The 22,698-nt window shown below is 68.9% G+C and carries 18 protein-coding genes; 13 read left to right on the forward strand and 5 right to left on the reverse strand.

Annotated elements, in window-relative coordinates:
- Positions 1–27: 27 nt before the first annotated feature.
- Positions 28–1,245, reverse strand: coding sequence for a trypsin-like serine peptidase (locus OG709_RS27420; protein WP_329167932.1), 1,218 nt, complete (start codon positions 1,243–1,245; stop codon positions 28–30).
- 303 nt (positions 1,246–1,548) lie between these two features.
- Here OG709_RS27420 and OG709_RS27425 point away from each other — a divergent pair, with 303 nt between their 5' ends.
- The 5 genes from OG709_RS27425 (at position 1,549) to OG709_RS27445 (ending at position 9,674) form a co-directional block, all read left to right on the forward strand.
- The gene (locus tag OG709_RS27425) at positions 1,549–2,928 is read left to right on the forward strand and encodes a diaminobutyrate--2-oxoglutarate transaminase family protein (RefSeq protein ID WP_329167933.1); all 1,380 of its coding nucleotides are present in this window, start codon (positions 1,549–1,551) and stop codon (positions 2,926–2,928) included.
- Positions 2,929–2,956: 28 nt separating this feature from the next.
- The gene (locus tag OG709_RS27430; protein WP_329167936.1) at positions 2,957–4,891 is read left to right on the forward strand and encodes an IucA/IucC family protein; all 1,935 of its coding nucleotides are present in this window, start codon (positions 2,957–2,959) and stop codon (positions 4,889–4,891) included.
- Between the two features lie 30 nt (positions 4,892–4,921).
- Positions 4,922–5,686 carry a GNAT family N-acetyltransferase gene (locus OG709_RS27435; protein ID WP_374211354.1) on the forward strand — a complete coding sequence of 255 codons (765 nt, stop codon included), beginning with the start codon at positions 4,922–4,924 and terminating at the stop codon, positions 5,684–5,686.
- A 176-nt stretch (positions 5,687–5,862) separates the two neighbouring features.
- Positions 5,863–7,665, forward strand: a complete 1,803-nt coding sequence (locus OG709_RS27440) for an IucA/IucC family protein (protein WP_329167937.1) — start codon at positions 5,863–5,865, stop codon at positions 7,663–7,665.
- A gap of 38 nt (positions 7,666–7,703) precedes the next feature.
- Positions 7,704–9,674, forward strand: coding sequence for an ATP-dependent DNA helicase (locus tag OG709_RS27445; protein WP_266640445.1), 1,971 nt, complete (start codon positions 7,704–7,706; stop codon positions 9,672–9,674).
- 187 nt (positions 9,675–9,861) lie between these two features.
- On the opposite strand, the gene lexA is transcribed toward OG709_RS27445, so the two are convergent.
- Positions 9,862–10,656, reverse strand: coding sequence for a transcriptional repressor LexA (gene lexA, locus OG709_RS27450; protein WP_250304830.1), 795 nt, complete (start codon positions 10,654–10,656; stop codon positions 9,862–9,864).
- 502 nt (positions 10,657–11,158) lie between these two features.
- Between lexA and nrdR the strand changes: the two genes are divergently transcribed.
- From nrdR to OG709_RS27475, 5 genes are all read left to right on the forward strand, one after another.
- Entirely contained in the window at positions 11,159–11,671 is a 513-nt protein-coding gene (gene nrdR / locus OG709_RS27455) for a transcriptional regulator NrdR (protein ID WP_250304829.1), read from the forward strand.
- Between the two features lie 127 nt (positions 11,672–11,798).
- Complete coding sequence (locus OG709_RS27460; RefSeq protein ID WP_266640443.1) at positions 11,799–14,675, forward strand: vitamin B12-dependent ribonucleotide reductase; 2,877 nt, start codon at positions 11,799–11,801, stop codon at positions 14,673–14,675.
- 116 nt (positions 14,676–14,791) lie between these two features.
- Entirely contained in the window at positions 14,792–15,397 is a 606-nt protein-coding gene (locus OG709_RS27465) for a YdbC family protein (RefSeq protein WP_250304827.1), read from the forward strand.
- Positions 15,398–15,443: 46 nt separating this feature from the next.
- Complete coding sequence (locus OG709_RS27470) at positions 15,444–16,103, forward strand: histidine phosphatase family protein (protein ID WP_250304826.1); 660 nt, start codon at positions 15,444–15,446, stop codon at positions 16,101–16,103.
- 12 nt (positions 16,104–16,115) lie between these two features.
- On the forward strand, positions 16,116–17,045 hold the full coding sequence (locus tag OG709_RS27475; RefSeq protein WP_250304825.1) for an ADP-ribosylglycohydrolase family protein: 930 nt from the start codon (positions 16,116–16,118) through the stop codon (positions 17,043–17,045).
- A gap of 105 nt (positions 17,046–17,150) precedes the next feature.
- Here the strand turns inward: OG709_RS27475 and OG709_RS27480 are convergent, their stop codons facing one another.
- Positions 17,151–18,710 carry an MFS transporter gene (locus tag OG709_RS27480; RefSeq protein ID WP_250304824.1) on the reverse strand — a complete coding sequence of 520 codons (1,560 nt, stop codon included), beginning with the start codon at positions 18,708–18,710 and terminating at the stop codon, positions 17,151–17,153.
- Positions 18,711–18,917: 207 nt separating this feature from the next.
- Between OG709_RS27480 and OG709_RS27485 the strand changes: the two genes are divergently transcribed.
- From OG709_RS27485 to OG709_RS27495, 3 genes are all read left to right on the forward strand, one after another.
- Positions 18,918–19,553, forward strand: coding sequence for a TetR/AcrR family transcriptional regulator (locus OG709_RS27485; protein ID WP_250304823.1), 636 nt, complete (start codon positions 18,918–18,920; stop codon positions 19,551–19,553).
- A 60-nt stretch (positions 19,554–19,613) separates the two neighbouring features.
- On the forward strand, positions 19,614–20,324 hold the full coding sequence (locus OG709_RS27490) for a ribonuclease HII (RefSeq protein ID WP_250304822.1): 711 nt from the start codon (positions 19,614–19,616) through the stop codon (positions 20,322–20,324).
- Between the two features lie 89 nt (positions 20,325–20,413).
- Complete coding sequence (locus OG709_RS27495) at positions 20,414–21,085, forward strand: hypothetical protein (RefSeq protein WP_250304851.1); 672 nt, start codon at positions 20,414–20,416, stop codon at positions 21,083–21,085.
- A gap of 84 nt (positions 21,086–21,169) precedes the next feature.
- Here OG709_RS27495 and OG709_RS27500 read toward each other — a convergent pair whose 3' ends face one another.
- Both OG709_RS27500 and OG709_RS27505 read right to left on the reverse strand, forming a co-directional pair.
- Positions 21,170–21,802 carry a hypothetical protein gene (locus OG709_RS27500; protein WP_250304821.1) on the reverse strand — a complete coding sequence of 211 codons (633 nt, stop codon included), beginning with the start codon at positions 21,800–21,802 and terminating at the stop codon, positions 21,170–21,172.
- A gap of 232 nt (positions 21,803–22,034) precedes the next feature.
- The gene (locus OG709_RS27505; RefSeq protein ID WP_250304820.1) at positions 22,035–22,604 is read right to left on the reverse strand and encodes a MepB family protein; all 570 of its coding nucleotides are present in this window, start codon (positions 22,602–22,604) and stop codon (positions 22,035–22,037) included.
- Positions 22,605–22,698 lie beyond the last annotated feature (94 nt).

Consider the following 22,698-nt stretch of genomic DNA (forward strand, 5'->3'; position numbering starts at 1 on the left):
CGTTGCTGCCGGCGCCGGCCGCCCTGCTTACCGGTCCGCGTACTTCTTGCTGACCGAGTCGTAGACGCCCTTGGCTTCCTTGCCCAGGCGCGGGCCGGCCAGCCAGCCGGCTGTCACCGGGCCGATGGAGGTGTTGGACACCAGGGCGGGCTTGCCGTCCGCACCGTTGGCGATCCAGCCGCCGCCGGAGGAGCCCCCGGTCATCGTGCAGCCGATGCGGTACATCGTCGGATCGGCCGCGGCGATCGAGAGGCGGCCCGGCTGGTCTGCGCACTGGAACAGCTTCTGGCCGTCGTAGGGCGGGGCAGCCGGGTAACCGGTGGCCGTCAGGCTCGCGATCTTCGGCACGGCCGGTGCGTTGAAGTTCACCGGGAGCGCGCCGCCGACCGTCTCCTCAAGGGACTTGGTGCTGCCCTTCTCGGGCACGACGTGCAGCACCGCGAAGTCGTACGGAGCTCCCTGACCGCCGGTGGGCCCGCCGCCGCTGATCCACTGGTCCGAGGTCTGCGCCCAGTCGGCCCAGAAGACGCCGTACGGTGCGACCTCTTCCTTATTGGCGTTCTGCAACTGTGCCGCGGACTTGGCGCTGTTGTTGTACGAGGGGACGAAGGCGATGTTGCGGTACCAGCCGCCCTTCTTCCCCGCGTGCACGCAGTGGCCCGCGGTCCAGACCATGTTGGACTTTCCGGGATGCGCCGGATCCTGCACGACCGTCGCCGAGCAGACCATCGATCCTTCGGGGCCGTCGAAGAAGATCTTGCCTGCTTCGGGGAGAGTCGCGTGGTACGGCGACTTCACGTTCTGCGCGGTCACCGGCGCCGGGGTCGGGTCGGTGACTCCCTTGTCGCCGGAGATGTCGTTGTCGACAGGGTTCTCCGGGGGCTTGGCCGCGCCGCGCATCCGGTCCGGGTCCCAGAGCCCGGAGATGATCGGGTTGAAGAAGTCCTGGGCCTCACGCAGCCACTTGTCCTTGTCCCAGTTCTTCCATTCGCCGCTCTTCCACTTGCTCAGATCGACGCCGTGCTTCTTCAGCTTGTCCTTGAGGTCGTCCGGGATGGTGATCTTGCCGTCCGACGGCGTGGAGGCGCTGGTGTCCGGCTTGTCACTGGCGTTGTCGTCGCCGGGCCCACAGGCGGTGGCGGAGAGAGCGAGTATCCCTGAGAGGCCAACTGCGGCTATGACAGGGAGGGTTCGGCGGCGGGCGTTCCCGCGACGTGGTGTGCGGGTTGGGCGGAGCGGTCGCATGTGGTGATCCCCCTGGGACTCCGGAACAACTGAATTCGGCACGTGATTTCGGCACGGTGGAACTGAAGTGCGGGCCCCACTATGCCGGTGCCGATGGGGACGGTATCCGGCAGGGCTGCGGTTCCGCAGCCTCAATGATCTTGCGACTCACCCGTGATCCCGGGCCGCTGCCGTCGTTGTTACGTATGGGGGTTTTACGCTGCGCCCGGCCCCGGCGTCGACGGGCGTACGACGCGACGTGCACGAGAAGGCGCGACAAGAACGCGCGACGACCGAACCGTTACAGCGGGAGGACCAACAGCTGTGGCTGTGACCAAATCTGCTCCGGCGGCGCCGACCACGGCGCACGAAGGGATCCTGCGCCGGCAGTCGATGCGTGAGTCCGCCGCCCGTACCTACGCGCGGTCGCTGCCGATCGTGCCGGTCAGGGCGCGGGGCCTGACCATCGAGGGCGCGGACGGGCGGCGGTATCTCGACTGTCTGTCGGGAGCGGGGACGCTGGCTCTCGGCCACAACCACCCGGTGGTGCTCGAAGCGATCAAGAAGGTCATCGATTCGGGCGCCCCCCTGCATGTGCTGGATCTCGCCACACCGGTCAAGGACGCCTTCACCACGGAACTCTTCGAGACCCTGCCGCGCCAGTTCGGCGATCAGGCCCGCATCCAGTTCTGCGGACCCGCCGGTACGGACGCGGTCGAGGCAGCCCTGAAACTTGTGCGCACCGCTACGGGGCGCAGCGGGATCCTCGCGTTCACGGGCGCGTACCACGGCATGACGGCCGGAGCCCTGGCCGTGTCGGGCGGCGCCACCGACGTCCGGGTGACCCGGCTGCCGTATCCCCAGGACTACCGCTGCCCGTTCGGCGTGGGAGGGGAACGCGGCGGTGAACTCGCCGCCCGCTGGACCGAGAACCTGCTCGACGATCCCAAGGGGGGCGTGGTCCCACCGGCCGGGATGATCCTGGAACCGGTGCAGGGCGAGGGTGGTGTGATCCCGGGCCCTGACGACTGGGTCCGCCGCATGCGCGAGATCACCGCGGACCGCTCCATTCCGTTGATCGCCGACGAGGTTCAGACCGGCGTCGGGCGCACCGGCGCCTTCTGGGCGGTCGAGCACAGCGGGATCGTGCCCGATGTGATGGTGCTGTCCAAAGCCATCGGCGGCTCCCTCCCCCTGGCGGTCATCGTCTACCGGCCGGAACTGGACGTCTGGGAGCCCGGTGCGCACGCCGGTACCTTCCGGGGCAATCAGCTCGCCATGGCGGCAGGTGCGGCGACCCTCGCGTACGTCCGCGAGAACCGGCTCGCCGAGCGCGCGGCCGACCTGGGTACGCGCATCATCGGCCGACTGCGGCAACTGGCCGGTCAACACCCCGGCATCGGGGACGTACGTGGCCGGGGCCTCATGATCGGCGTGGAGATCGTCGACCCGGAGGCCGGGGATGCCGGCGTCCCGGGCCCGGCGCCCGCCGCACCCGTGCTCGCCTCCGCCGTACAGCGTGAATGCCTGGCCCGAGGACTCATCGTCGAACTCGGTGGCCGCCACTCCAGCGTCGTCCGCCTGCTGCCCCCACTCACTCTCACCGATGAGCAGGCGGAAGCGGTGCTCGACCGGCTGGCCGATGCCCTGGCCGCCGCTGAGCGCACCGTGTACCGCCGTCATGAGACCCGCCCTCCCCTCTGATCCCGGCCCCCCCACAAGGAAGCACTCCGTGAACACCACCCCCGAATCTGATGTGTCCGAGGCCCCAGCCCCACCCGCGGTCCCCGGCCTTTTCGCGGTCGACCCGCTCATGGTTTGTTCGGGAGCGTCCGGCGTTCTGCCGGTCGATTCCGGGTCGGTCGGTTCGGAGACCGTTCCGCGCCAGAAGACCGGGGGCACGAGTACGGGGAGCACTGTCCCCGAGCGACATCTGACACCCGGCTTCCTCGACGATCCGGACGCGAACACCGCGGCTGACGGTGCCACCGTCGAGAACCTGCTCCGCTGCTGGGTCCGGGAGAACAACCTGGCCCGGCCGGCCGGGCCTCTCCTGCGTATCCCTCTGTACGCCAGCGGTACCGCACTGCTCGTCCCCGTGCACTACTGGTCCGCCACGGGCTGGCACCGGTTCGGCAGGCCGTCGCTCGAAGGCGGGTCCCTGCGCGCACCGCTCGCCGACGCGGTCACCGTCGCTGCGCTGCTCGGTCGGGAAGCAGGGGGGCACGGAGGCGCCGAACTGGTCGGCAGGGTGGCCGACTCGGTACGTCGCACCGCCTCCTTCATCGCTGACCGTCGCATCAATCCGGGGCCGTCGCCCGAGGCGGACCTCTTCCTCACCGCGGAGCAGTCCCTTCTTCTGGGGCACCCGCTTCATCCCACCCCGAAGAGCCGCGAAGGCCTCTCCGACGCAGAAGTCGGCCTGTACTCGCCTGAGTTGCGAGGCTCCTTCCCGTTGCACTGGTTGGCTGTCGACCGTTCGGTCCTGGCACAGGACTCGGCGTGGACCGAGCGTGGGCGCACTGTCGCCGCGGACCAGCTCACCGCCCGCCTGGCCGGAGTTCTCCAGCGTCCCGATGACACCGCCCTCCTCCCGCTGCACCCCTGGCAGGCCCGCGACCTCGCGCATCGCCCGGCTGTGGCCTCCCTCCTCGACGCCGGGCTCCTGCGTGACCTCGGCCCGTACGGCGCCCCCTGGCATCCCACCTCGTCCGTCCGCACCGTTCACCGGCCCGGCGCAGAGGCGATGCTCAAGCTCTCCCTGGGCGTTCGCATCACCAACTCCCGCCGGGAGAACCTCCGTAAGGAACTCCACCGGGGCGTCGAGGTCCACCGCGTACTGAGAGGCGGGCTCGGTGAGCAGTGGCGGGCCGTCCACCCCGGCTTCGACATCGTGCGCGATCCGGCCTGGCTCGCGGTGAACACGACGGACGGCGAACCACTCACCGGGCTCGACGTCGTCCTGCGCCACAACCCCTTCGGCCCCGGTGACGACGCCGTATGCATCGCCGGTCTCACCTCCGTTCATCCCCGCGCCGACGGGCGAGGTGCGCGCTCGCGCCTCGCCGACATCGTGACCGGGCTCGCCCACCGCACCGGCCGGACCACCGGAGCCGTCGCGGCCGAGTGGTTCCTGCGCTATCTGGACCATGTCGTACGCCCGGTGCTCTGGCTGGACGGCACCGCCGGTATCGCCCTCGAAGCCCATCAGCAGAACACCCTCGTCATCCTCGACCCCGCAGGGTGGCCTGTCGGCGGGCACTACCGCGACAACCAGGGCTACTACTTCCGCGAATCCCATCGCGACGCACTGGAGCGGCGCCTCCCCGGTATCGGAGCGACCAGCGACACCTTTGTCGCCGACGCTGTCACCGATGAACGCTTCGCCTATTACCTCGGTATCAACAACATCTTCGGACTCATCGGCGCCTTCGGTGCCGAGCAACTCGGCGATGAACGCCTGCTGATCGCTGCCCTCCGGAAATTCCTCACCACCACCGTCCCCCTCGGCTCCCCATTGACCGCCAAACTTCTGGACACCCCTGTCCTGCGCACCAAGGCAAATCTGCTGACCCGACTGCACGGCCTCGACGAACTCGTCGGACCGGTCGAAACCCAGTCCGTCTACGTCAGCTTCACCAACCCGCTCTATTCCAGCGGTACATGACCCGACCCACATGAGAAGAGGAGCGTCGTCGTGCCCTCCATCGATGCGAGTACCGACACCGTGACCGGGACCGGCCCTGCCTGTCGGGCCGACCGGGGAGCCGAGGACACCCTTGATCTGCGGCTGCCCGATGAACTGATGTCGCTCCTCCACGATGCGGGCCCGGCGACCGGGCCTCTGCCCCTCACCCGCCCCTGCACCGGTGACGATCTGCTCGACGACCCGGGCGCATGGGGCCCGGTCCCGACCCCTGCCGGGCAGTTCCAGCTCGTTCCTGTGGACGTCGGGCGTGACCTGGCGGTCGTCAGCAGCTGGATGAACGACCCTGCCGTCGCCGCTTTCTGGGAGCTGCAGGGACCCGAGTCCGTCACCGCCGTTCATCTTCGGGCCCAGCTCGCCGGTGACGGAAGGAGCGCCCCCTGCCTGGGCGTGCTCGAAGGCACCCCGATGAGCTACTGGGAGATCTACCGCGCCGATCTCGACCCCCTTGCCCGGCACTATCCGGCTCGCCCTCACGACACCGGCATTCACCTTCTCGTCGGCGGAGTCCGCGACCGCGGACGCGGTATCGGCACCACGCTGTTACGAACGGTCTCCGATCTCGTGCTGGACAACCGGCCCCGGTGCGCCCGGGTCGTCGCCGAACCCGATCTGCGCAACACCCCGTCCGTGGCGGCGTTTCTCGGCGCGGGCTTCCGCTTCTCCGCGGAGATCGACCTTCCGGACAAGCGGGCAGCCCTCATGGTCCGTGACCGGTCCCTCCGCGAGCTGCTGTGCCCCGACACCTCTGAGTAGCCCCTGCACACACGCATGGTCAATGACCTCCTGTGAATGGCCTTCGGCCAGTCCATTTCCGCGAAAGAACTACCGAGAACGACCTGTTGTGATCTCTTGTGAACGACCGGCTGTGAATCACTTGCTGCCTTTGATACACCGCTTGTGCCGTATCGGTTCCACCCCGAGGAGTCCCTGTGCTGAAGCCACTTGCCACCCCTGACTCCGAAGCAGAACCGACGCTGCTCGCTCCTCCCGAGCTGAATCCGAAGGACTGGGACCGTGCGGCGCGCCGTCTCCTCGCCAAGATGCTCAGCGCCTTCGCCTACGAAGAGATCATCGAACCCGTCGTTCACGGCGACAGCCACCTCCTCGCCCTCGACGACGACCTGCCTCTCACCTTCCGGGCCCGGCGCGGTGCCTACGGGAACTGGCACGTGGACCCGGAGACCATCGAGCTCCAGGGCGAACCGTTCAGCGACCCGCTCCGCTTCCTCGTCCTCGCCCGCCGTCTTCTCGCCCTGGACGGTGCCACGCTCGGCCATCTGGTCCGGGAACTCACCACCACGCTCGCCGCCGACGCCCGGCTCGACCACACGGCGCTCCCCGCGGCCGATCTCGCCGACCTCGACTACGCGCAGCTCGAAGGCCACCAGACCGGCCATCCCTGGCTCGTACTCAACAAGGGCCGCATCGGCTTCTCCGCGACCGACGCCGCCCGCTGGACCCCGGAGTCCCGCAGGCCGGTCCGGCTGCCCTGGATCGCGGTCAGTACGAAGCTCGCCCGCTACCGCGGCGTCACCGGGCTCGCCACCCCCGACCGGCTCTACCGCCGTGAACTCGACGCCCCCACCCGGGAGTCCTTCGCCGCTGAGTTACGGGCCCGGGGTCTGGACCCGGACGCCTACCTCTATCTCCCCGTGCATCCCTGGCAGTGGGACGAAGCGATCCTGCCGCTCTTCGCGCCGGCCATCGCCCACCAGGAGATCGTCCCGCTCCACACGGACGCCGATCCACGGCTGCCGCAGCAGTCCATCCGCACCTTCCTCAACCTGGACCGTACCGACCGGCACACGGTGAAGCTACCGCTGTCAATCCTCAACACACTGGTCTGGCGGGGGCTCCCCACGGAACGCACTCTTGCGGCCCCCGCCGTCACCGCCTGGATCCAGGGACTGCGTGACGGTGACGCCTTCCTGCGCGACGAGTGCGGTGTCATCCTGCTGGGCGAAGTCGCCTCGGTCTCCGTCGAGCATCCCCTGTACGACCAACTCCCCGAAGTTCCGTACCAGTACCGGGAACTCCTCGGCGCGATCTGGCGCGAGCCGCTCGACGCGCAGCTGGCCCCCGGGGAGGGTGCCCGCACCCTTGCCTCACTTCTCCACACCGACCTCCAGGGACGCTCCTTCACGGCAGAGCTCGTCGCCCGGTCGGGGCTGGCTCCCACCACCTGGCTGCGCCGGTTGTTCGCCGCGCTCATTCCGCCGCTGCTGCGCTTCCTCTACTGCTACGGAACCGTCTTCTCCCCGCACGGGGAGAACGCCATCGTTGTCTTCGACGACCACGACGTGCCGGTACGTCTTGCGATCAAGGACTTCGTCGACGACGTCAACATCAGCGCCGAGCCGCTGCCCGAGCACGACTCGATGCCCGACGACGTGCGGCAGGTGCTGTTGACCGAGGAGCCTGCCTTCCTCACACAATTCATCCACTCCGGGCTCTTCGTCGGCGTCTTCCGGTATCTGGCGCCGCTCTGCGAAGATCAACTGGGTGTCCCCGAAGCCGATTTCTGGCTCCTGGTGCGGGCCGAGATCCTGCGCCACCAGGCCCGGTTCCCGGAGCTGAAGGAGCGGTACGAGATCTTCGACCTGCTCACTCCTCGGATCGAGCGGCTCTGTCTGAACCGCAACCGTCTCCACCTCGACGGCTACCGCGACCGCCCGAACCGCCCGCACGCGGCCGTGCACGGCACTGTCCCCAACCCTCTGCACGAGGTGTGATCCCGATTGTCAGTGCTGCCCCGTAGGCTGGTCCCGCTATGACGAAGCCCTCCCTCCCCGAGCTCCTGCACGCTGCCGTCTCCGCCGTCGGCGGCACGGAGCGCCCCGGTCAGGTCACCATGGCCGAAGCTGTCGCCGACGCGGTGGACGACAACGCCCATCTGCTGGTCCAGGCAGGCACCGGCACCGGAAAGTCCCTGGGCTACCTGGTGCCCGCCCTTGCTCATGGGGAGCGTGTCGTGGTGGCCACCGCGACGCTCGCACTCCAGCGGCAGCTGGTGGAGCGCGACCTTCCGCGTACGGTCGACGCGCTGCACCCGTTGCTGCGCCGGAAGCCCCAGTTCGCCATGCTCAAGGGCCGCTCCAATTACCTCTGTCTGCACCGCCTCCACGAGGGGGTACCGCAGGAGGAGGAAGACGGACTGTTCGACCCGTTCGAGGCGGCAGCTCCCACCAGCAAACTCGGTCAGGACCTGATCCGGATGCGGGACTGGGCGGACGAGACGGAGACCGGCGACCGCGACGACCTCACCCCTGGCGTCTCCGACCGTGCCTGGGGCCAGATCTCCGTCTCGTCGCGGGAGTGCCTGGGCGCGAGCAAGTGCGCGTACGGGGCGGAGTGCTTCGCCGAGGCCGCCCGTGAGCGGGCCAAGCTCGCGGACGTGGTGGTGACCAACCACGCGCTGCTCGCCATCGACGCGATCGAAGGCGCCCCGGTGCTCCCGCAGCACGAGGTGCTGATCGTCGACGAGGCACATGAGCTGGTGTCCCGCGTCACCGGTGTGGCCACCGGTGAGCTCACGCCCGGCCAGGTCGGCCGGGCCGTGCGCCGAGCCGCGAAGCTTGTCAACGAGAAGGCGGCCGACGCCCTCCAGACGGCCTCCGAGACCTTCGAGCGGGTCATGGAGCTGGCGCTCCCCGGTCGGCTCGAAGAGATCCCCGAAGACCTCGGGTACGCGCTGATGTCGCTCCGTGACGCGGCCCGGACCGTCATCTCGGCCCTCGGCTCCACCCGCGACAAATCGGTCCAGGACGAGGACGTCGTACGGAAACAGGCGCTGGCGTCCGTCGAGTCCATCCATGACGTCGCCGAGCGGATCACGCTGGGGTCCGAGTACGACGTCGTCTGGTACGAACGCCATGACCGGTTCGGGGCGTCGCTGCGAGTTGCCCCGCTCTCCGTTTCGGGCCTGCTCCGCGAGAAGCTCTTCACGGACCGCTCGGTCGTGCTCACCTCCGCGACCCTCAAGTTCGGCGGCGACTTCAACGGCGTCGGTGCCTCGCTGGGTCTGTCGCCCGAAGGCACCGAGGGGGAGGACGTGCCGCAGTGGAAGGGCCTGGACGTCGGCTCGCCCTTCGATTACGCCAGGCAAGGCATTCTCTATGTCGCCAAGCACCTCTCGGCTCCGGGCAGGGAGGGATCACGCACCGACATGCTCGACGAACTCGCCGAGCTGGTGGAGGCGTCCGGCGGACGTACGCTCGGGCTCTTCTCGTCCATGCGCGCTGCGCAGGCCGCGGCCGAGGAGCTGCGGAGCAGGCAGGACAAGCCGGTTCTGCTCCAGGGCGAGGAGACGCTGGGCGAGCTGATCAAGAATTTCGCCGCCGACCCGGAGACCTGCCTCTTCGGCACGCTGTCGCTCTGGCAGGGCGTCGATGTGCCAGGACCGAGCTGTCAGCTCGTGGTGATGGACCGGATTCCGTTCCCCCGGCCCGACGATCCGCTGATGAGCGCACGCCAGAAGGCTGTGGAGGAGGGTGGCGGAAACGGCTTCATGGCTGTCGCCGCGACGCATGCCGCGCTCCTGATGGCGCAGGGTGCCGGGCGGCTGGTGCGGGCCATGGGGGACCGGGGCGTCGTCGCGGTGCTCGACCCCCGGCTGGCGACCGCGCGCTACGGCAGCTATCTGCGGGCGTCGCTGCCGGATTTCTGGTTCACGACGGACCGTAACCAGATCCGCAGGTCACTGAGTGCCATCGACGCCGCAGCCAAGGAAGCCGGTCGGTAGAGCCGGTCAGTGGAAGAGGCGGGTGCGCCGGAGCGGCGGGCGCGGCCGAGCGGGTTCCGGCGTGCCCTGATGCGCCAGGATGTTGCGCAGACAGCGCAGACAGCGCAGACAGAACAGAGGCGGACAGAGCAGGGCCCCGGAACCGGCGCAGTAGGTTCCGGGGCCCGGTCCATGGCCGGCGGCGCAGTCACATCCGCCGGAGTACTGCCACCACCTTGCCGAGGATCGTGGCTTCGTCACCGGCGATCGGCTGATAGGCGGCGTTGTGCGGGAGAAGCCAGACATGCCCGTCCTCGCGCTTGAAGCGCTTGACCGTGGCCTCGCCCTCCAGCATGGCCGCCACGATGTCGCCGTTCTCCGCGACGGGCTGGCGGCGCACGGTGACCCAGTCGCCGTCGCAGATCGCGGCTTCGATCATCGAGTCGCCGACGACCTTCAGTACGAAGAGTTCGCCGTCACCGACCAGCTGGCGGGGGAGCGGGAAGACGTCCTCCACCGACTCCTCGGCCAGGATCGGTCCACCGGCGGCGATCCGGCCGACCAGGGGGACGTACGACGCGGCGGGCTTGCCCGTGGTGTCGGTCGTCTGTGTGCTCGGCTGGTCGGAGCCGCGGACCTCGTACGCCCGGGGGCGGTGCGGGTCACGGCGCAGGAAACCCTTGCGCTCCAGCGCCATCAGCTGGTGGGCGACGGACGAGGTGCTCGACAGCCCGACCGCCTGACCGATCTCCCGCATCGAGGGCGGATAGCCACGTCGTTGCACGGAGTCCCTGATCACCTCGATGACCCGTCGCTGCCGGTCGGTCAGCCCGGAACTGTCCGCCCGGATTCCGGGAGGTCGACCGGGCAGCGAGCGCGCGGGTCGCGGAGGCACCGTGCCCTCGGGATCCGTAGCTGCGTCATTCATGGCATGCACCGGCTGTAGTCGGTTCTGGGAGCGGTCCTGGGCAGTGATGGTGGCACTGTCTGCGGTCGTGGTCACGTCGGCCCCTCTCGAGAAGTTCTCTCCCTAGTTGGACAACGGTAGTGGCTTTCGAAAGGTTGCGCCAAACACACGTTCGAGTGAAAAAATGAAAAATCCTTCACCTGAGCGTGCACTCGGGTGTATGAGCGGACCTGGGGGCTGAAAGGCAATTCGGTCGATTACGGTACCGTTCGCTGCTGGTGCCGCACGCTGCGGGGGTGTTCCCTGCGGAGCGTCGCAGTGCATTCTCAGTCTGTCATCGAGGGGCCCGGAATCCGGGTCCCGACGCGGTTCACGTACCCTCGGGCGAGCCGCGCGCTGTCGGTGGAAGCGCGAAACGCGCCGGGGCGGAAGTGGCACCAAACCCCCAGATCTAGTGGTTGGATTGCGGCAGCCACCCAGAGGTTGTGGTTCGTGGTCCTCGCGGCCTCGGCCATCGCCTATGCTTGGGGCTGCTTCGAGGGGCTCGTTCCGGGCCTGGCGAGGCCATTCAGTCACGCTGCGAAGGAGGCTCGGAATCATGCACTGCCCCTTCTGCAGGCACCCTGACAGTCGCGTGGTCGACAGCCGCACCACGGACGACGGCACGTCGATCCGCAGGCGCCGCCAGTGCCCCGACTGCTCCCGCCGTTTCACCACGGTGGAGAGCGCCTCGCTCATGGTGGTCAAGCGCAGCGGGGTCACCGAACCCTTCAGCCGTACCAAGGTCATCTCGGGTGTGCGCAAGGCGTGCCAGGGGCGGCCGGTCACTGAGGACGCCCTCGCCAAGCTCGGCCAGCAGGTCGAGGAGGCGGTGCGTGCCACCGGGAGTGCCGAACTGACCACCCACGACGTGGGTCTGGCCATACTCGGCCCGTTGCAGGAACTCGACCTTGTCGCGTACCTGCGCTTCGCGTCCGTCTACCGGGCGTTCAATTCACTCGAAGACTTCGAGGCGGCCATCGCGGAACTCCGCGACGCGCAGCCCCCCGCAGTGGAATGCGAGTGCGGTGGGACCCCTGTGGTCCCCGTGCCCACCACTGCCGCTGACTGACCCGTCAGGGTCGGCGGCCACACATACCTGCCTGCGGCGCTTCCTGTGCCGCAGGTGTCAGACAGACACAGTGCCGTGGGAAGAACTGGGCACTTTTGGGCGTTTTAGCCCGCATATGGGAGGCGGCATGACAGAGACGGCGAGCGGCCCGGCACGTGGATCCCGCGCAAAGGGATCCAAGGCGGCTGCTACTCGGCAGGGGCTGCGCAGCGAGCGCATCCACACCACCCCCGGCGTGCATCCGTACGACGAGGTTGCCTGGGAACGCCGTGACGTCGTCATGACCAACTGGCGCGACGGCTCGGTCAACTTCGAGCAGCGTGGCGTCGAGTTCCCCGACTTCTGGTCGGTGAACGCGGTCAACATCGTCACCAGCAAGTACTTCCGCGGTGCGGTCGGCGCGGACAACCGTGAGAACAGCCTCAAGCAGCTCATCGACCGTGTGGTCAAGACGTACCGCAAGGCCGGCGAGGAGAACGGGTACTTCGCCTCCCCGGAGGACGCCGAGCTCTTCGACCACGAGCTCACCTACGCGCTGCTGCACCAGGTCTTCAGCTTCAACTCGCCGGTCTGGTTCAACGTGGGCACGGCGCAGCCGCAGCAGGTCAGCGCCTGTTTCATCCTCTCCGTCGACGACTCCATGGAGTCCATCCTCGACTGGTACAAGGAAGAGGGGATGATCTTCAAGGGCGGCTCCGGCGCCGGCCTGAACCTCTCCCGTATCCGCTCCTCGAAGGAGCTCCTCTCCTCCGGTGGCAACGCCTCCGGCCCGGTCTCCTTCATGCGGGGCGCCGACGCCTCCGCGGGCACCATCAAGTCCGGTGGCGCGACGCGCCGCGCGGCCAAGATGGTCGTCCTGGACGTCGACCACCCGGACGTCGAGGCCTTCATCGAGACCAAGGTGAAGGAGGAGGAGAAGATCCGCGCGCTGCGTGACGCGGGCTTCGACATGGACCTGGGCGGCGACGACATCACGTCGGTCCAGTACCAGAACGCCAACAACTCGGTCCGGGTGAACGACGAGTTCATGAACGCCGTCGAGGCCGGGACCACGTTCGGTCTGCGTTCGCGCATGACCGGCGAGGTCATCGAAGAGGTCGACGCCAAGGCGCTCTTCCGCAAGATGGCCGAGGCGGCGCACGTCTGTGCCGACCCGGGGATCCAGTACGACGACATCATCAACCGGTGGCACACCTCGCCCGAGTCCGGCCGGATCACCGCGTCGAACCCGTGCAGCGAGTACATGCACCTGGACAACTCGTCGTGCAATCTCGCCTCGCTGAACCTCATGAAGTTCCTGCGCGACGACGACCAGGGCAACCAGTCGTTCGACGCCGAGCGCTTCGCGAAGGTCGTCGAGCTGGTCATCACCGCGATGGACATCTCGATCTGCTTCGCGGACTTCCCCACCCAGAAGATCGGCGAGACCACTCGCGCCTTCCGTCAGCTGGGCATCGGCTACGCCAACCTCGGCGCGCTGCTCATGGCGACCGGCCACGCGTACGACAGCGACGGCGGGCGGGCGCTCGCCGGCGCCATCACCTCGCTGATGACCGGCACCTCGTACAAGCGCTCCGCCGAGCTGGCCGCGGTCGTCGGCCCGTACGACGGCTACGCCCGTAACGCGGACGCCCACAAGCGCGTCATGAAGCAGCACGCCGACGCCAACACGGCTGCCACCCGCACCGACGACCTGGACAACCCGGTCTGGGCCGCGGCGACCGAGGCATGGCAGGACGTCCTGCGGCTCGGTGAGCAGAACGGATTCCGCAACGCGCAGGCCTCCGTGCTCGCGCCGACCGGCACCATCGGCCTGATGATGGACTGCGACACCACGGGCGTCGAGCCGGACCTGGCCCTGGTCAAGTTCAAGAAGCTCGTCGGCGGCGGCTCGATGCAGATCGTGAACAACACGGTCCCCAAGGCCCTCAAGCGTCTCGGCTACCAGCCCGAGCAGGTCGAGGCGATCGTCGCCCACATCGCCGACCACGGCAATGTCGTCGATGCCCCGGGCCTCAAGCAGGAGCACTACGAGGTCTTCGACTGCGCCATGGGTGAGCGTTCGATCGCGCCCATGGGTCACGTACGGATGATGGCGGCGGCCCAGCCGTTCCTCTCCGGTGCCATCTCCAAGACGGTCAACATGCCCGCGTCCAGCACGGTCGAGGACGTCGAGGAGATCTACCTCCAGGGCTGGAAGCTCGGCACCAAGGCACTCGCCGTGTACGTCGAGAACTCCAAGGTCGGCCAGCCCCTCTCCGCCAAGACGAAGGATGTCGAGGCCAAGGAGGAGCCGAAGACCGAGAAGGTCATCGAGTACCGTCCGGTCCGCAAGCGCCTGCCCAAGGGCCGTCCCGGCATCACCACCTCGTTCACGGTGGGCGGCGCCGAGGGGTACATGACCGCCAACTCCTACCCGGACGACGGTCTCGGTGAGGTCTTCCTGAAGATGTCCAAGCAGGGCTCGACCCTCGCGGGCATGATGGACGCCTTCTCGATCGCCGTCTCGGTCGGCATGCAGTACGGCGTCCCGCTGGAGACCTACGTCTCCAAGTTCACGAACATGCGCTTCGAGCCGGCCGGGATGACCGACGACCCGGACGTACGGATGGCGCAGTCGATCGTCGACTACATCTTCCGTCGCCTGGCCCTGGACTTCCTGCCGTTCGAAACGCGTTCGGCGCTGGGTATCCACTCGGCTGCGGAGCGTCAGCGGCACCTGGACACCGGTTCCTACGAGCCGGGTGACGACGACGTGGATGTCGAGGGACTGTCCCAGTCGGCGCCCCGCCAGGTGGAGCCCCCGAAGGCTGTCCCCGCGAAGCCGGAGGCCGTCGCGGAGGCGCCCGCTCCCAAGCAGGCGCACAACTCGACGGAGCTGATGGAGATCACGCTCGGCCTGAACGCCGACGCGCCCCTGTGCTTCTCCTGCGGTACGAAGATGCGCCGTGCGGGCAGCTGCTACCTGTGCGAGGGCTGCGGCTCGACCAGCGGATGCAGCTGATTTCCGGCTGAGCGGCCGGTGAAGTGAGACAGGGCGGTGACCGGAATTCGGTCACCGCCCTGACGCACTCTGCCGGACCATGACCGGTGTCACTCTCCTGGCCGTACGATGGCGCCGTGCTGGTCAAGTGGATTCGCTGCACGGTGACAGATCCTCGTGGGTTCGAGCAGGGGCAGCGGAGGTGGGCGGGGCTGCTGGGTGAGCCGGGATTCCGGGGACAGGGGGGTGGCTGGAGCCGCGGTCGGCAGGGTGTGGCCCATGTGTTCGCCTTCTGGGAGAGCCGTCCCTTCTACGACTCGTTCATGGCGCGCTCGCACGACCGGATCGCTGCCGCTCAGGCGGGCACGTACCAGGACATGCAGGCCAAGCTGTTCGACCACCGCTTCGACGTGAAGACGGGATTCGAACCCCGCTTCGAGGACGCGGACGTCGTCCGGGTCGCTCACAGCCGGGTGCGTACGGACCGGGTCGAGCACTTCGCGCTGATGCAGGAGAAGGTCTGGAACCCCGCGATGGCGGGCTCGCCGGGAATGCTGAGAGGGCTGTTCGGGGAGGCGCCGGGGGACGAGTTCCTGGTGCTGTCCATGTGGCAGTCGGCGGCCGAGCGCGGGAAGTACCGGCCGGAGCGGATCGAGCGGCTCTCCCTGCGTGCCCAGCTCGACGCCGATGTGACGGCGCTGGCGGGCGATGTCGTGCAGCTGGAACCGTCCTGGACGGTCTGAACGGGCGGCCGACGCATCGGACAGGGATTCGATCTAGGGTCTTGGCATGGCACGACCACAACGCATCGTCCTTGTCCGGCACGGCGAGTCGGAGGGCAACGCCGATGACACGGTGTACGAACGCGAACCCGACCACGCCCTGAGGCTGACCCCGTCCGGTGTGAGCCAGGCGGAGGAGACGGGCGTCCGGCTGCGCGAGCTGTTCGGGCAGGAACGGGTCAGTACCTATGTCTCGCCGTACCGCCGCACCCACGAGACATTCCGCGCCTTCGGCCTCGATCCGGAACGGGTGCGGGTCAGGGAGGAGCCCCGGCTGCGTGAGCAGGACTGGGGGAACTGGCAGGACCGCGACGACGTGCGCCTCCAGAAGGCGTACCGGGACGCGTACGGCCATTTCTTCTACCGGTTCGCGCAGGGGGAGTCCGGCGCCGATGTCTACGACCGGGTCGGGTCCTTCCTGGAGAGTCTGCACCGCAGTTTCGAGGCGCCGGATCATCCGCCGAACGTCCTGCTGGTCACGCACGGTCTGACCATGCGGCTCTTCTGCATGCGCTGGTTCCACTGGTCGGTCGCAGAGTTCGAGGCGCTGGCGAATCCTGGGAACGCCGAGACGCGGACACTTCTGCTGGGGGCGGACGGCAGGTACACGCTTGACCAGCCGTTCGAGCACTGGCGCGTTCCTGAGCCGTACGGCGTCACCGGTTAGAGTGGGGTCGAGATGACCGCCGAATCCGCTTCTGACTCCGTTTCCGGGTCTCTTCCCGATGCTTTCGGACGTGCCTGGGCCAGCCTGCGTGGGCTCTCCGTGGGAGATGCCCTGGGTTCCCAGTTCTTCGTTCCCGACAATTACCCGCTCCTCGCCCGCCGTGAGCTGCCGTCCGCTCCCTGGCAGTGGACCGACGACACCGAGATGGCCTGTTCGGTACTGGCCGTGCTGGCCTCCCACGGCCGGATCGACCAGGACGTGCTCGCCGCCTCCTTCGCCGAGCACCACGACTTCGACCGCGGCTACGGCCCCGCGGTCAACCGGATGCTGCGGCTGATCAGGGAGGGCGGCGACTGGCGTGAGCTGGCCAGCGGCCTCTTCGACGGCCAGGGCTCGTGGGGCAACGGCGCCGCGATGCGGATCGCGCCGCTCGGCGCGTGGTACGCGCACGACCCGGAACAGGCCACGCACCAGGCGGAGATCTCCGCGTACACCACACATCAGCACCGTGAAGCGGTGGTCGGGAGCATGGCCGTCGCGGCTGCCGCCGCTCTCGCGGCGAATCCCGCGGGGCCGCCGTCCCCCGCCGGGCTGCTGGACGGCGTGATCGCGCTCGTCCCTCGCAGCGCCGTGGGCGCCGGGCTGCGCAGGGCCAGGGACATGCTGGACTACGACGACACCGGTACCGTCGCCGCGGTCCTGGGGTGCGGCCGGCGTACGAGTGCGCACGACACCGTGCCGTTCGCGCTCTGGTCCGCGGCGCGCGGGCTCGGCGACTTCGAGCGGACGTTCTGGACGACGGCCCAGGTGGGCGGCGACATCGACACGACCTGCGCCATTGCCGGGGGAGTGGTCGCGGCGGGACAGGGCGGGGCGCCTCCTGCCGAGTGGCTGGCGCGGACCGAGGATCTTCCGGCGTGGACTCCGTCGCGCCCGTCGTGACGCGGTGAGGTGACGACGGGCGCTGCGGAGTCCCGGGATCGCCGGCGAGCGTGTGCCTCGCCGCTGGAGCGGCTCTGCGGCTGTCCGGACGTGTGAGGCCCTGAATCAGACGGCGCCGGGGCCCGCCGTGCCGCTGAGCGCCTCCAGGTCGCTCTTGCGCACCTGGATGACGAACAGCGCGGTGAGCGCCGCCAGGGCGGCGAGACCGCCCGCTGCGATGAAGGCCGTGCCGATGCCGTGCGCGAGGATCGCGTCGCTCCAGGGGGCGGGCAGGGTGTGTGACTTCGCGAATGCCATCTTCTGCTGAGCGGTTCCGTCGGCGAGGAACTTCGCGACCTGCTCGGTGCCTTCGTGCCGGCTGGCCGTGCCGAAGACGGTCGTCAGGATGGAGAGGCCGAGAGCGCCGCCGACCTGCTGGGTGGTGTTGAGCAGTCCGGATGCGGCGCCGGACTCGCTGTCGGCGACGCCGGAGACCGCTGTCAGGGTCAGCGTGACGAAGTTCAGTCCCATCCCGAGACCGAAGAGCACCATGGGGCCGAGGATGCCGCCCGCGTACGAGCTGCCGGGGTCGATCTGCGTCAGCCAGCCGGTGCCGATCGTGGCGAGGATGCTTCCGGTCACCATGAAGGGTTTGGGGCCGACCTTCGGCAGAAGCCGGCTGGAGAGCCCGGCGGCGGTGACGATGGCGACGGTCACCGGCAGGAAGGCCAGGCCGGCCCTGACGGCGCTGTAGCGCAGTACGTCCTGCACGAACAGCACGATGAAGAAGAACATCCCCATCATCGCGGCGGCCAGACTGAGCATGATCAGGTACGTGCCCGCGCGATTGCGGTCCGCGAACATCCGCAGCGGGGTGATGGGCTGCGCCGAACCGCGCTCCACCGCGACGAACGCGAGGAGGAGCACGACTGCGGCGGCGAAGGAGGTCAGGGTGAGGGCGTCGCTCCAGCCGTTGTTGGCGGCCCGGATGAATCCGTAGACGAGCGTGGCCATGCCCGCCGTGGAGGTGACGGCGCCGGTGATGTCGAAGCGGCCCGGGTGGCGTGCGGATTCGTTGATGTAGCGCGGGGCGAGGAAGGCGATGAACAGGCCGATCGGCACGTTCACGAAGAGCACCCAGCGCCAGTCGAGCCAGTCGGTGAGCATGCCGCCGGCCAGCAGGCCGAGCGCGCCGCCGCCCGCGGAGACACCGGCGAAGACCCCGAAGGCCCGATTGCGTTCGGGACCCTCGGGGAATGTGGTGGCGACCAGTGCCAGGGCGGTGGGTGAGGCGATGGCGCCGCCGACGCCCTGCAGAGCGCGCGCCGCGAGCAGTTGCCAGGGTTCCTGGGCGAATCCGCCGAGCAGCGAGGCGAGCGTGAAGAGCAGGATGCCGGTGATGAACATCCGGCGTCGGCCCAGCAGATCACCGGCCCGGCCGCCGAGCAGGAGCAGTCCGCCGAAGGTGAGCGCATAGGCGTTGATCACCCAGGTGAGGTTGCTGGTGGAGAAGCCGAGCGCGGTCTGGATGTGCGGCAGAGCGATGTTCACGATGGTCGCGTCGAGCACCACCATGAGCTGGCAGGCGGCGATCACTATGAGCGCGAGACCTGCGTGTGCCGGGCGCCCGGCACCGGGTGGCGCGGACGCCTCGCGCGGCGGCGCGCCTATCTGATCAGCAGTCATGAAGCTTCCCCCTGCGACGAGTTGGTGTACCGAGTCGTCCCCCGTCGGTGACAGTAGCGAGGTCGGCTTAGGGAACGCAAGCGTTCACTAAGAGCTGTGTGGAAGAACGGGCGGCGGCAGGGGAGTCGACCAGGGTCCGTCCGTCGGTGACACTGGAACCCTTGATCAACCGACCGCGCCGGGGTCGGTCTCGACGGAGTGGGACAGATGGATGCTTCGCGCTGGGCCGGGGAGTCGGAGGAGTCGGGGGAGCCGTCCGTTTCTCCACGCCGCCGGGGGGCGGTGCTGGAGCGGGCGATCCTCGGATCCGCACTGGAGCAGTTGAGTACGGTCGGCTGGAACGGCCTCACCATGGAGCGGGTCGCTGCCGGGGCGCAGACGGGGAAGGCGGCCGTCTACCGCCGCTGGCCGTCCAAGGAGGATCTGGTCGTCGACGCCCTGCAGGCCGCGCTGCCCGACCTGCGGGCGGCCGTCGATCACGGCAGTGTGCGCGAGGATCTCTACCAGCTCTGCCGCAGGATCCGGGACGCGATGTTCTCCAAGCCGGGATTTGCATTGCGCTCGGTGCTTCACGAATGTGACAGCGCCGCGGCCGAGCGGTTCCACGGGCTGATCTTTCAGAAGGTGATCGAACCTTCGGCGCGGCTCTTCGATGACGTGGTGTCTCGCGGAATCGAGCGTGGCGACGTCCGTCCGGATGCGGTGAGCGATCTGGTTCGTGACGTTATTCCGGGGTTGATGATGTACCGATCAAAAGTGTGCGGAAGTGAATTTCCGGATGGTGACCTCGCCCGGATGATCGACGAAGTGATGGTGCCGCTACTGCGTCCGTACGGTCGCTGAAGCCCGGTGCGGCACCGGGGTGTCGCACCGGGTGTCCGGCGGCGTAACCTGGCTGGCGCCATGCCGTACGAACCACCCACGCACACCGTCGAGCGCTCACTGCGCGCCACCACGGGTGCCAAGATCGTCGCCGGTGTCGATGAGGTCGGACGCGGGGCCTGGGCCGGTCCCGTCACCGTCTGCGCCGCCGTCACCGGACTGCGTCGACCGCCGACGGGTCTCACCGACTCCAAGTTGATCAGCCCCAAGCGCCGCACCGCGCTGGCCGGGCTGCTGGAGTCGTGGGTCACCGCCTACGGACTCGGAGACGCCTCCCCGGAAGAGATCGACGCTCTCGGGATGACAGCCGCGCTGCGGCTCGCCGCCGTGCGCGCGCTCGACGCGCTTCCGGTCCGCCCGGACGCGGTGATTCTCGACGGCAAGCACGACTACCTGGGACTGCCCTGGCGGGTCCGTACGGTGATCAAGGGCGACCAGTCCTGTATCGCCGTAGCAGCCGCCTCGGTGATCGCCAAGGTGCGCAGGGACGCGATGATGGCGGAGCTGGCCACGCACTCCGATGTGTGTGCGGGCTTCGCCTTCGATGCCAACGCGGGCTACCCCTCGCCTGTGCACAAAGCCGCGCTGGAGGAGCGGGGGCCCACCCCGTACCACCGGCTCTCCTGGTCCTATCTGGACGGACTGCCCCAGTGGCGGCATCTGAAGAAGACCCGTTCCTCCGCGGAGGCTGTCGCACTGGAAAGCGGGGGCCAACTCGGCTTCGACTTCTGAACTTTCAGTGGACCGGCGGAGATCCTCTCCGTTCGAGTCGCACTGACGTGCCAACCCGATGGTGGGTGGCGCACCGCCGTTTGATAGACATCCATTTCTCGCCTCTCATCCCCGAGGAGTCTCAGATTCACGAGAGTGCCCAGGGTCCCCGCAGCGCTCCGGCCGCCGGCCGCACCGCGTCGACCCCTCGTCCTGTACCCGGCCCGCGTCCCGCGGCCGTGCCACGCCCCGCTCGTCCGGGGCCCCGTCCTGCTGCCCGGCCTGCGCCCTCCGCGCCTCCCGTCCAGCGGACATCCTCTTCCCTGCCGACGCAGGCCCGTTCGGACAACCGTCCGGCGGCCCGCCCGGAGACCCCTTCGGGAGACTCCTCCACTCCGCAGCTCCAGCTGATCCCCGCTACGGCGGACGGTTCGCTCGATGCCGCGGAGGAGGCCGTCGACCTGCTGCTCGACGCCGGGCGGCTGCCGGGTGACGTGCTGCTGCTCACCACCGGCGAGCAGCACCCGTGGGCGGCGCACGAGCTGTCCTTCGGTGAAGCGGCCTACTGGGCCCAGCACGACGCCCGTGAGGACGTCTTCTACGCGGACGCCGCCGCGGTGGGCCGTGCGAAGGCCAGGCCCGTGGTGGTCGTCGCGCTCAACGGCGGTTCCGACGAGTCCGTCGCCCGGGTGCTGCCCGTGGCCAGGGAGCGTGCCGAAGCGCTGCTGATCGTCTGCGGTGACCCGCAGCGGGTCAATGCCGTGCTGGGAGCAGGTGTCTGAACCGTACGTCCCCACCGCCCGGCCGCCCCTCGACAGGGGTGCGCCGGGCGGTGGCGTACCGGGGCCGTCGGGCAGCCGCTGCGTTCAGCGAGCGGCGGCGCGGCGCAGTGCGGCGGTCGTGCCCGAACGCAGCGGTACGGGGGCCGGATCCGTCCCGGTCCCGGAGCTGTCGGCAGGACGGGCAAGGGAGTTGGGTCGACGGCCGCCGCGGCCTTCGCCCAGGACCTGCCACCCGCCGCGGGTGAGTGTGATGTACGAGCCGCAGCGCAGCCCGTGCAGTGTGCAGGCGTCGCGCAGTCCCCACATCCAGGCCCCGTCCTCCTCCGTCCAGCGCTCGTCACCCTCGCGGCAGTAGAGCAGGACGGCGGTACGCACCGGTGTGCGGCGGCGCAGATCGTGCGGGATGACGCGGCGCAGGTGCGCGAGCAGGGCGTTACGGAAGTCCCAGCCGTCCGCGGGGCCGGTGCGCCGGGCGAACGAGGCGCTCGCGGCGAGGCGTTCGTCGTGTTCGAGCACCGCGACCACAGCGGTCGAGGGAACGGGACGGTGCCGGGAGTACAGGCCGGTGACCACGTCACGCGGACTGCGGAGCAGCGGTATTTCCGCGGCGGCCCATTCGGCAGGTTCGAGGAGTCTGCCGAGCCGGTTGCCGGAGTCGGTGGACCTGGATGTCGACGAGGCGGTCAGGGCGGCGGACGGAGCGAATCCGAAGGTCACGGTCCTCCCTTCGCATACGCGCCCACGATGCGGGCACGGGCGGATGAGGCACACCGGATCACGGCCCTTCCGAACCGCGGGCGGGCCGTGCGGGGAGCGTCTCCAATTCTTCCCGTCGTACGAACGGGCGGCAACGGCCGGTTCGCACGACTGTCGGAAATCTCCGGGGGCGGTGCGCCTATCCCTGCCCAGGAAGAGCGGGCGTGACTCCTTCCAGCACTGCGGCACCGTCCTACGGGTGGTACAGCTCCCGGGCGCGGGCGGAGCCGACGGGTCCGTCCTGCGGCAGGTGCAGGAAGTGGCCCAGCTGCCACTCCTGCGCCTTGCCGGCCTGGCGGTTGGCGGTGGTCACCCAGGGCGGGTAGACGCGGAAGGCCCGCTTCCCGCCCGAACCGTTCGCCGATACGACCCCGTGCCGGCGGAGCGTGTCCAGGGGAAGGACGAACTGGCCGAAGTGATGGCGGTCGCGGGTACTGATGACGAAGAGGTCGACGGCGTCCGCCGCGTCGAAGGGCTGGATGGGCCCGCCGGGGGACCTCTTCCACACGGTGACGAACTGACCGGCCTTGGTGGGGGTCGTTCTGGCCGCGCGGAACCGGACGGAGAGGCCGTCGAGGGTGAACGTGTGGGCGGCGTACGCGGCGCTCTCGGCTTCGGGGACCGGCTGCGAGCAGGTGAACCCGCACGGGTCGTAGACGCGCGCCTTCGCCGCGAGGAGATCGTCGTGGGCCGGGGTGGTGTCCGACCACGGTGCGCGTCCGGTGGGGTGGAGATCGGGTGGGTGTGTATGATTCGTCGCCATTCGTCCACCCTGTCATGCACGCCGATGGTCGCCGACGGCCGGGGCTCACGCACCGGCAGCCGGGACGGAGCGGGCGCGTGCTCTTTGTCACGGC

Origin of the sequence: Streptomyces sp. NBC_01267, from assembly GCF_036241575.1 — a bacterium.
Classification (GTDB): Bacteria; Actinomycetota; Actinomycetes; order Streptomycetales; family Streptomycetaceae; genus Streptomyces.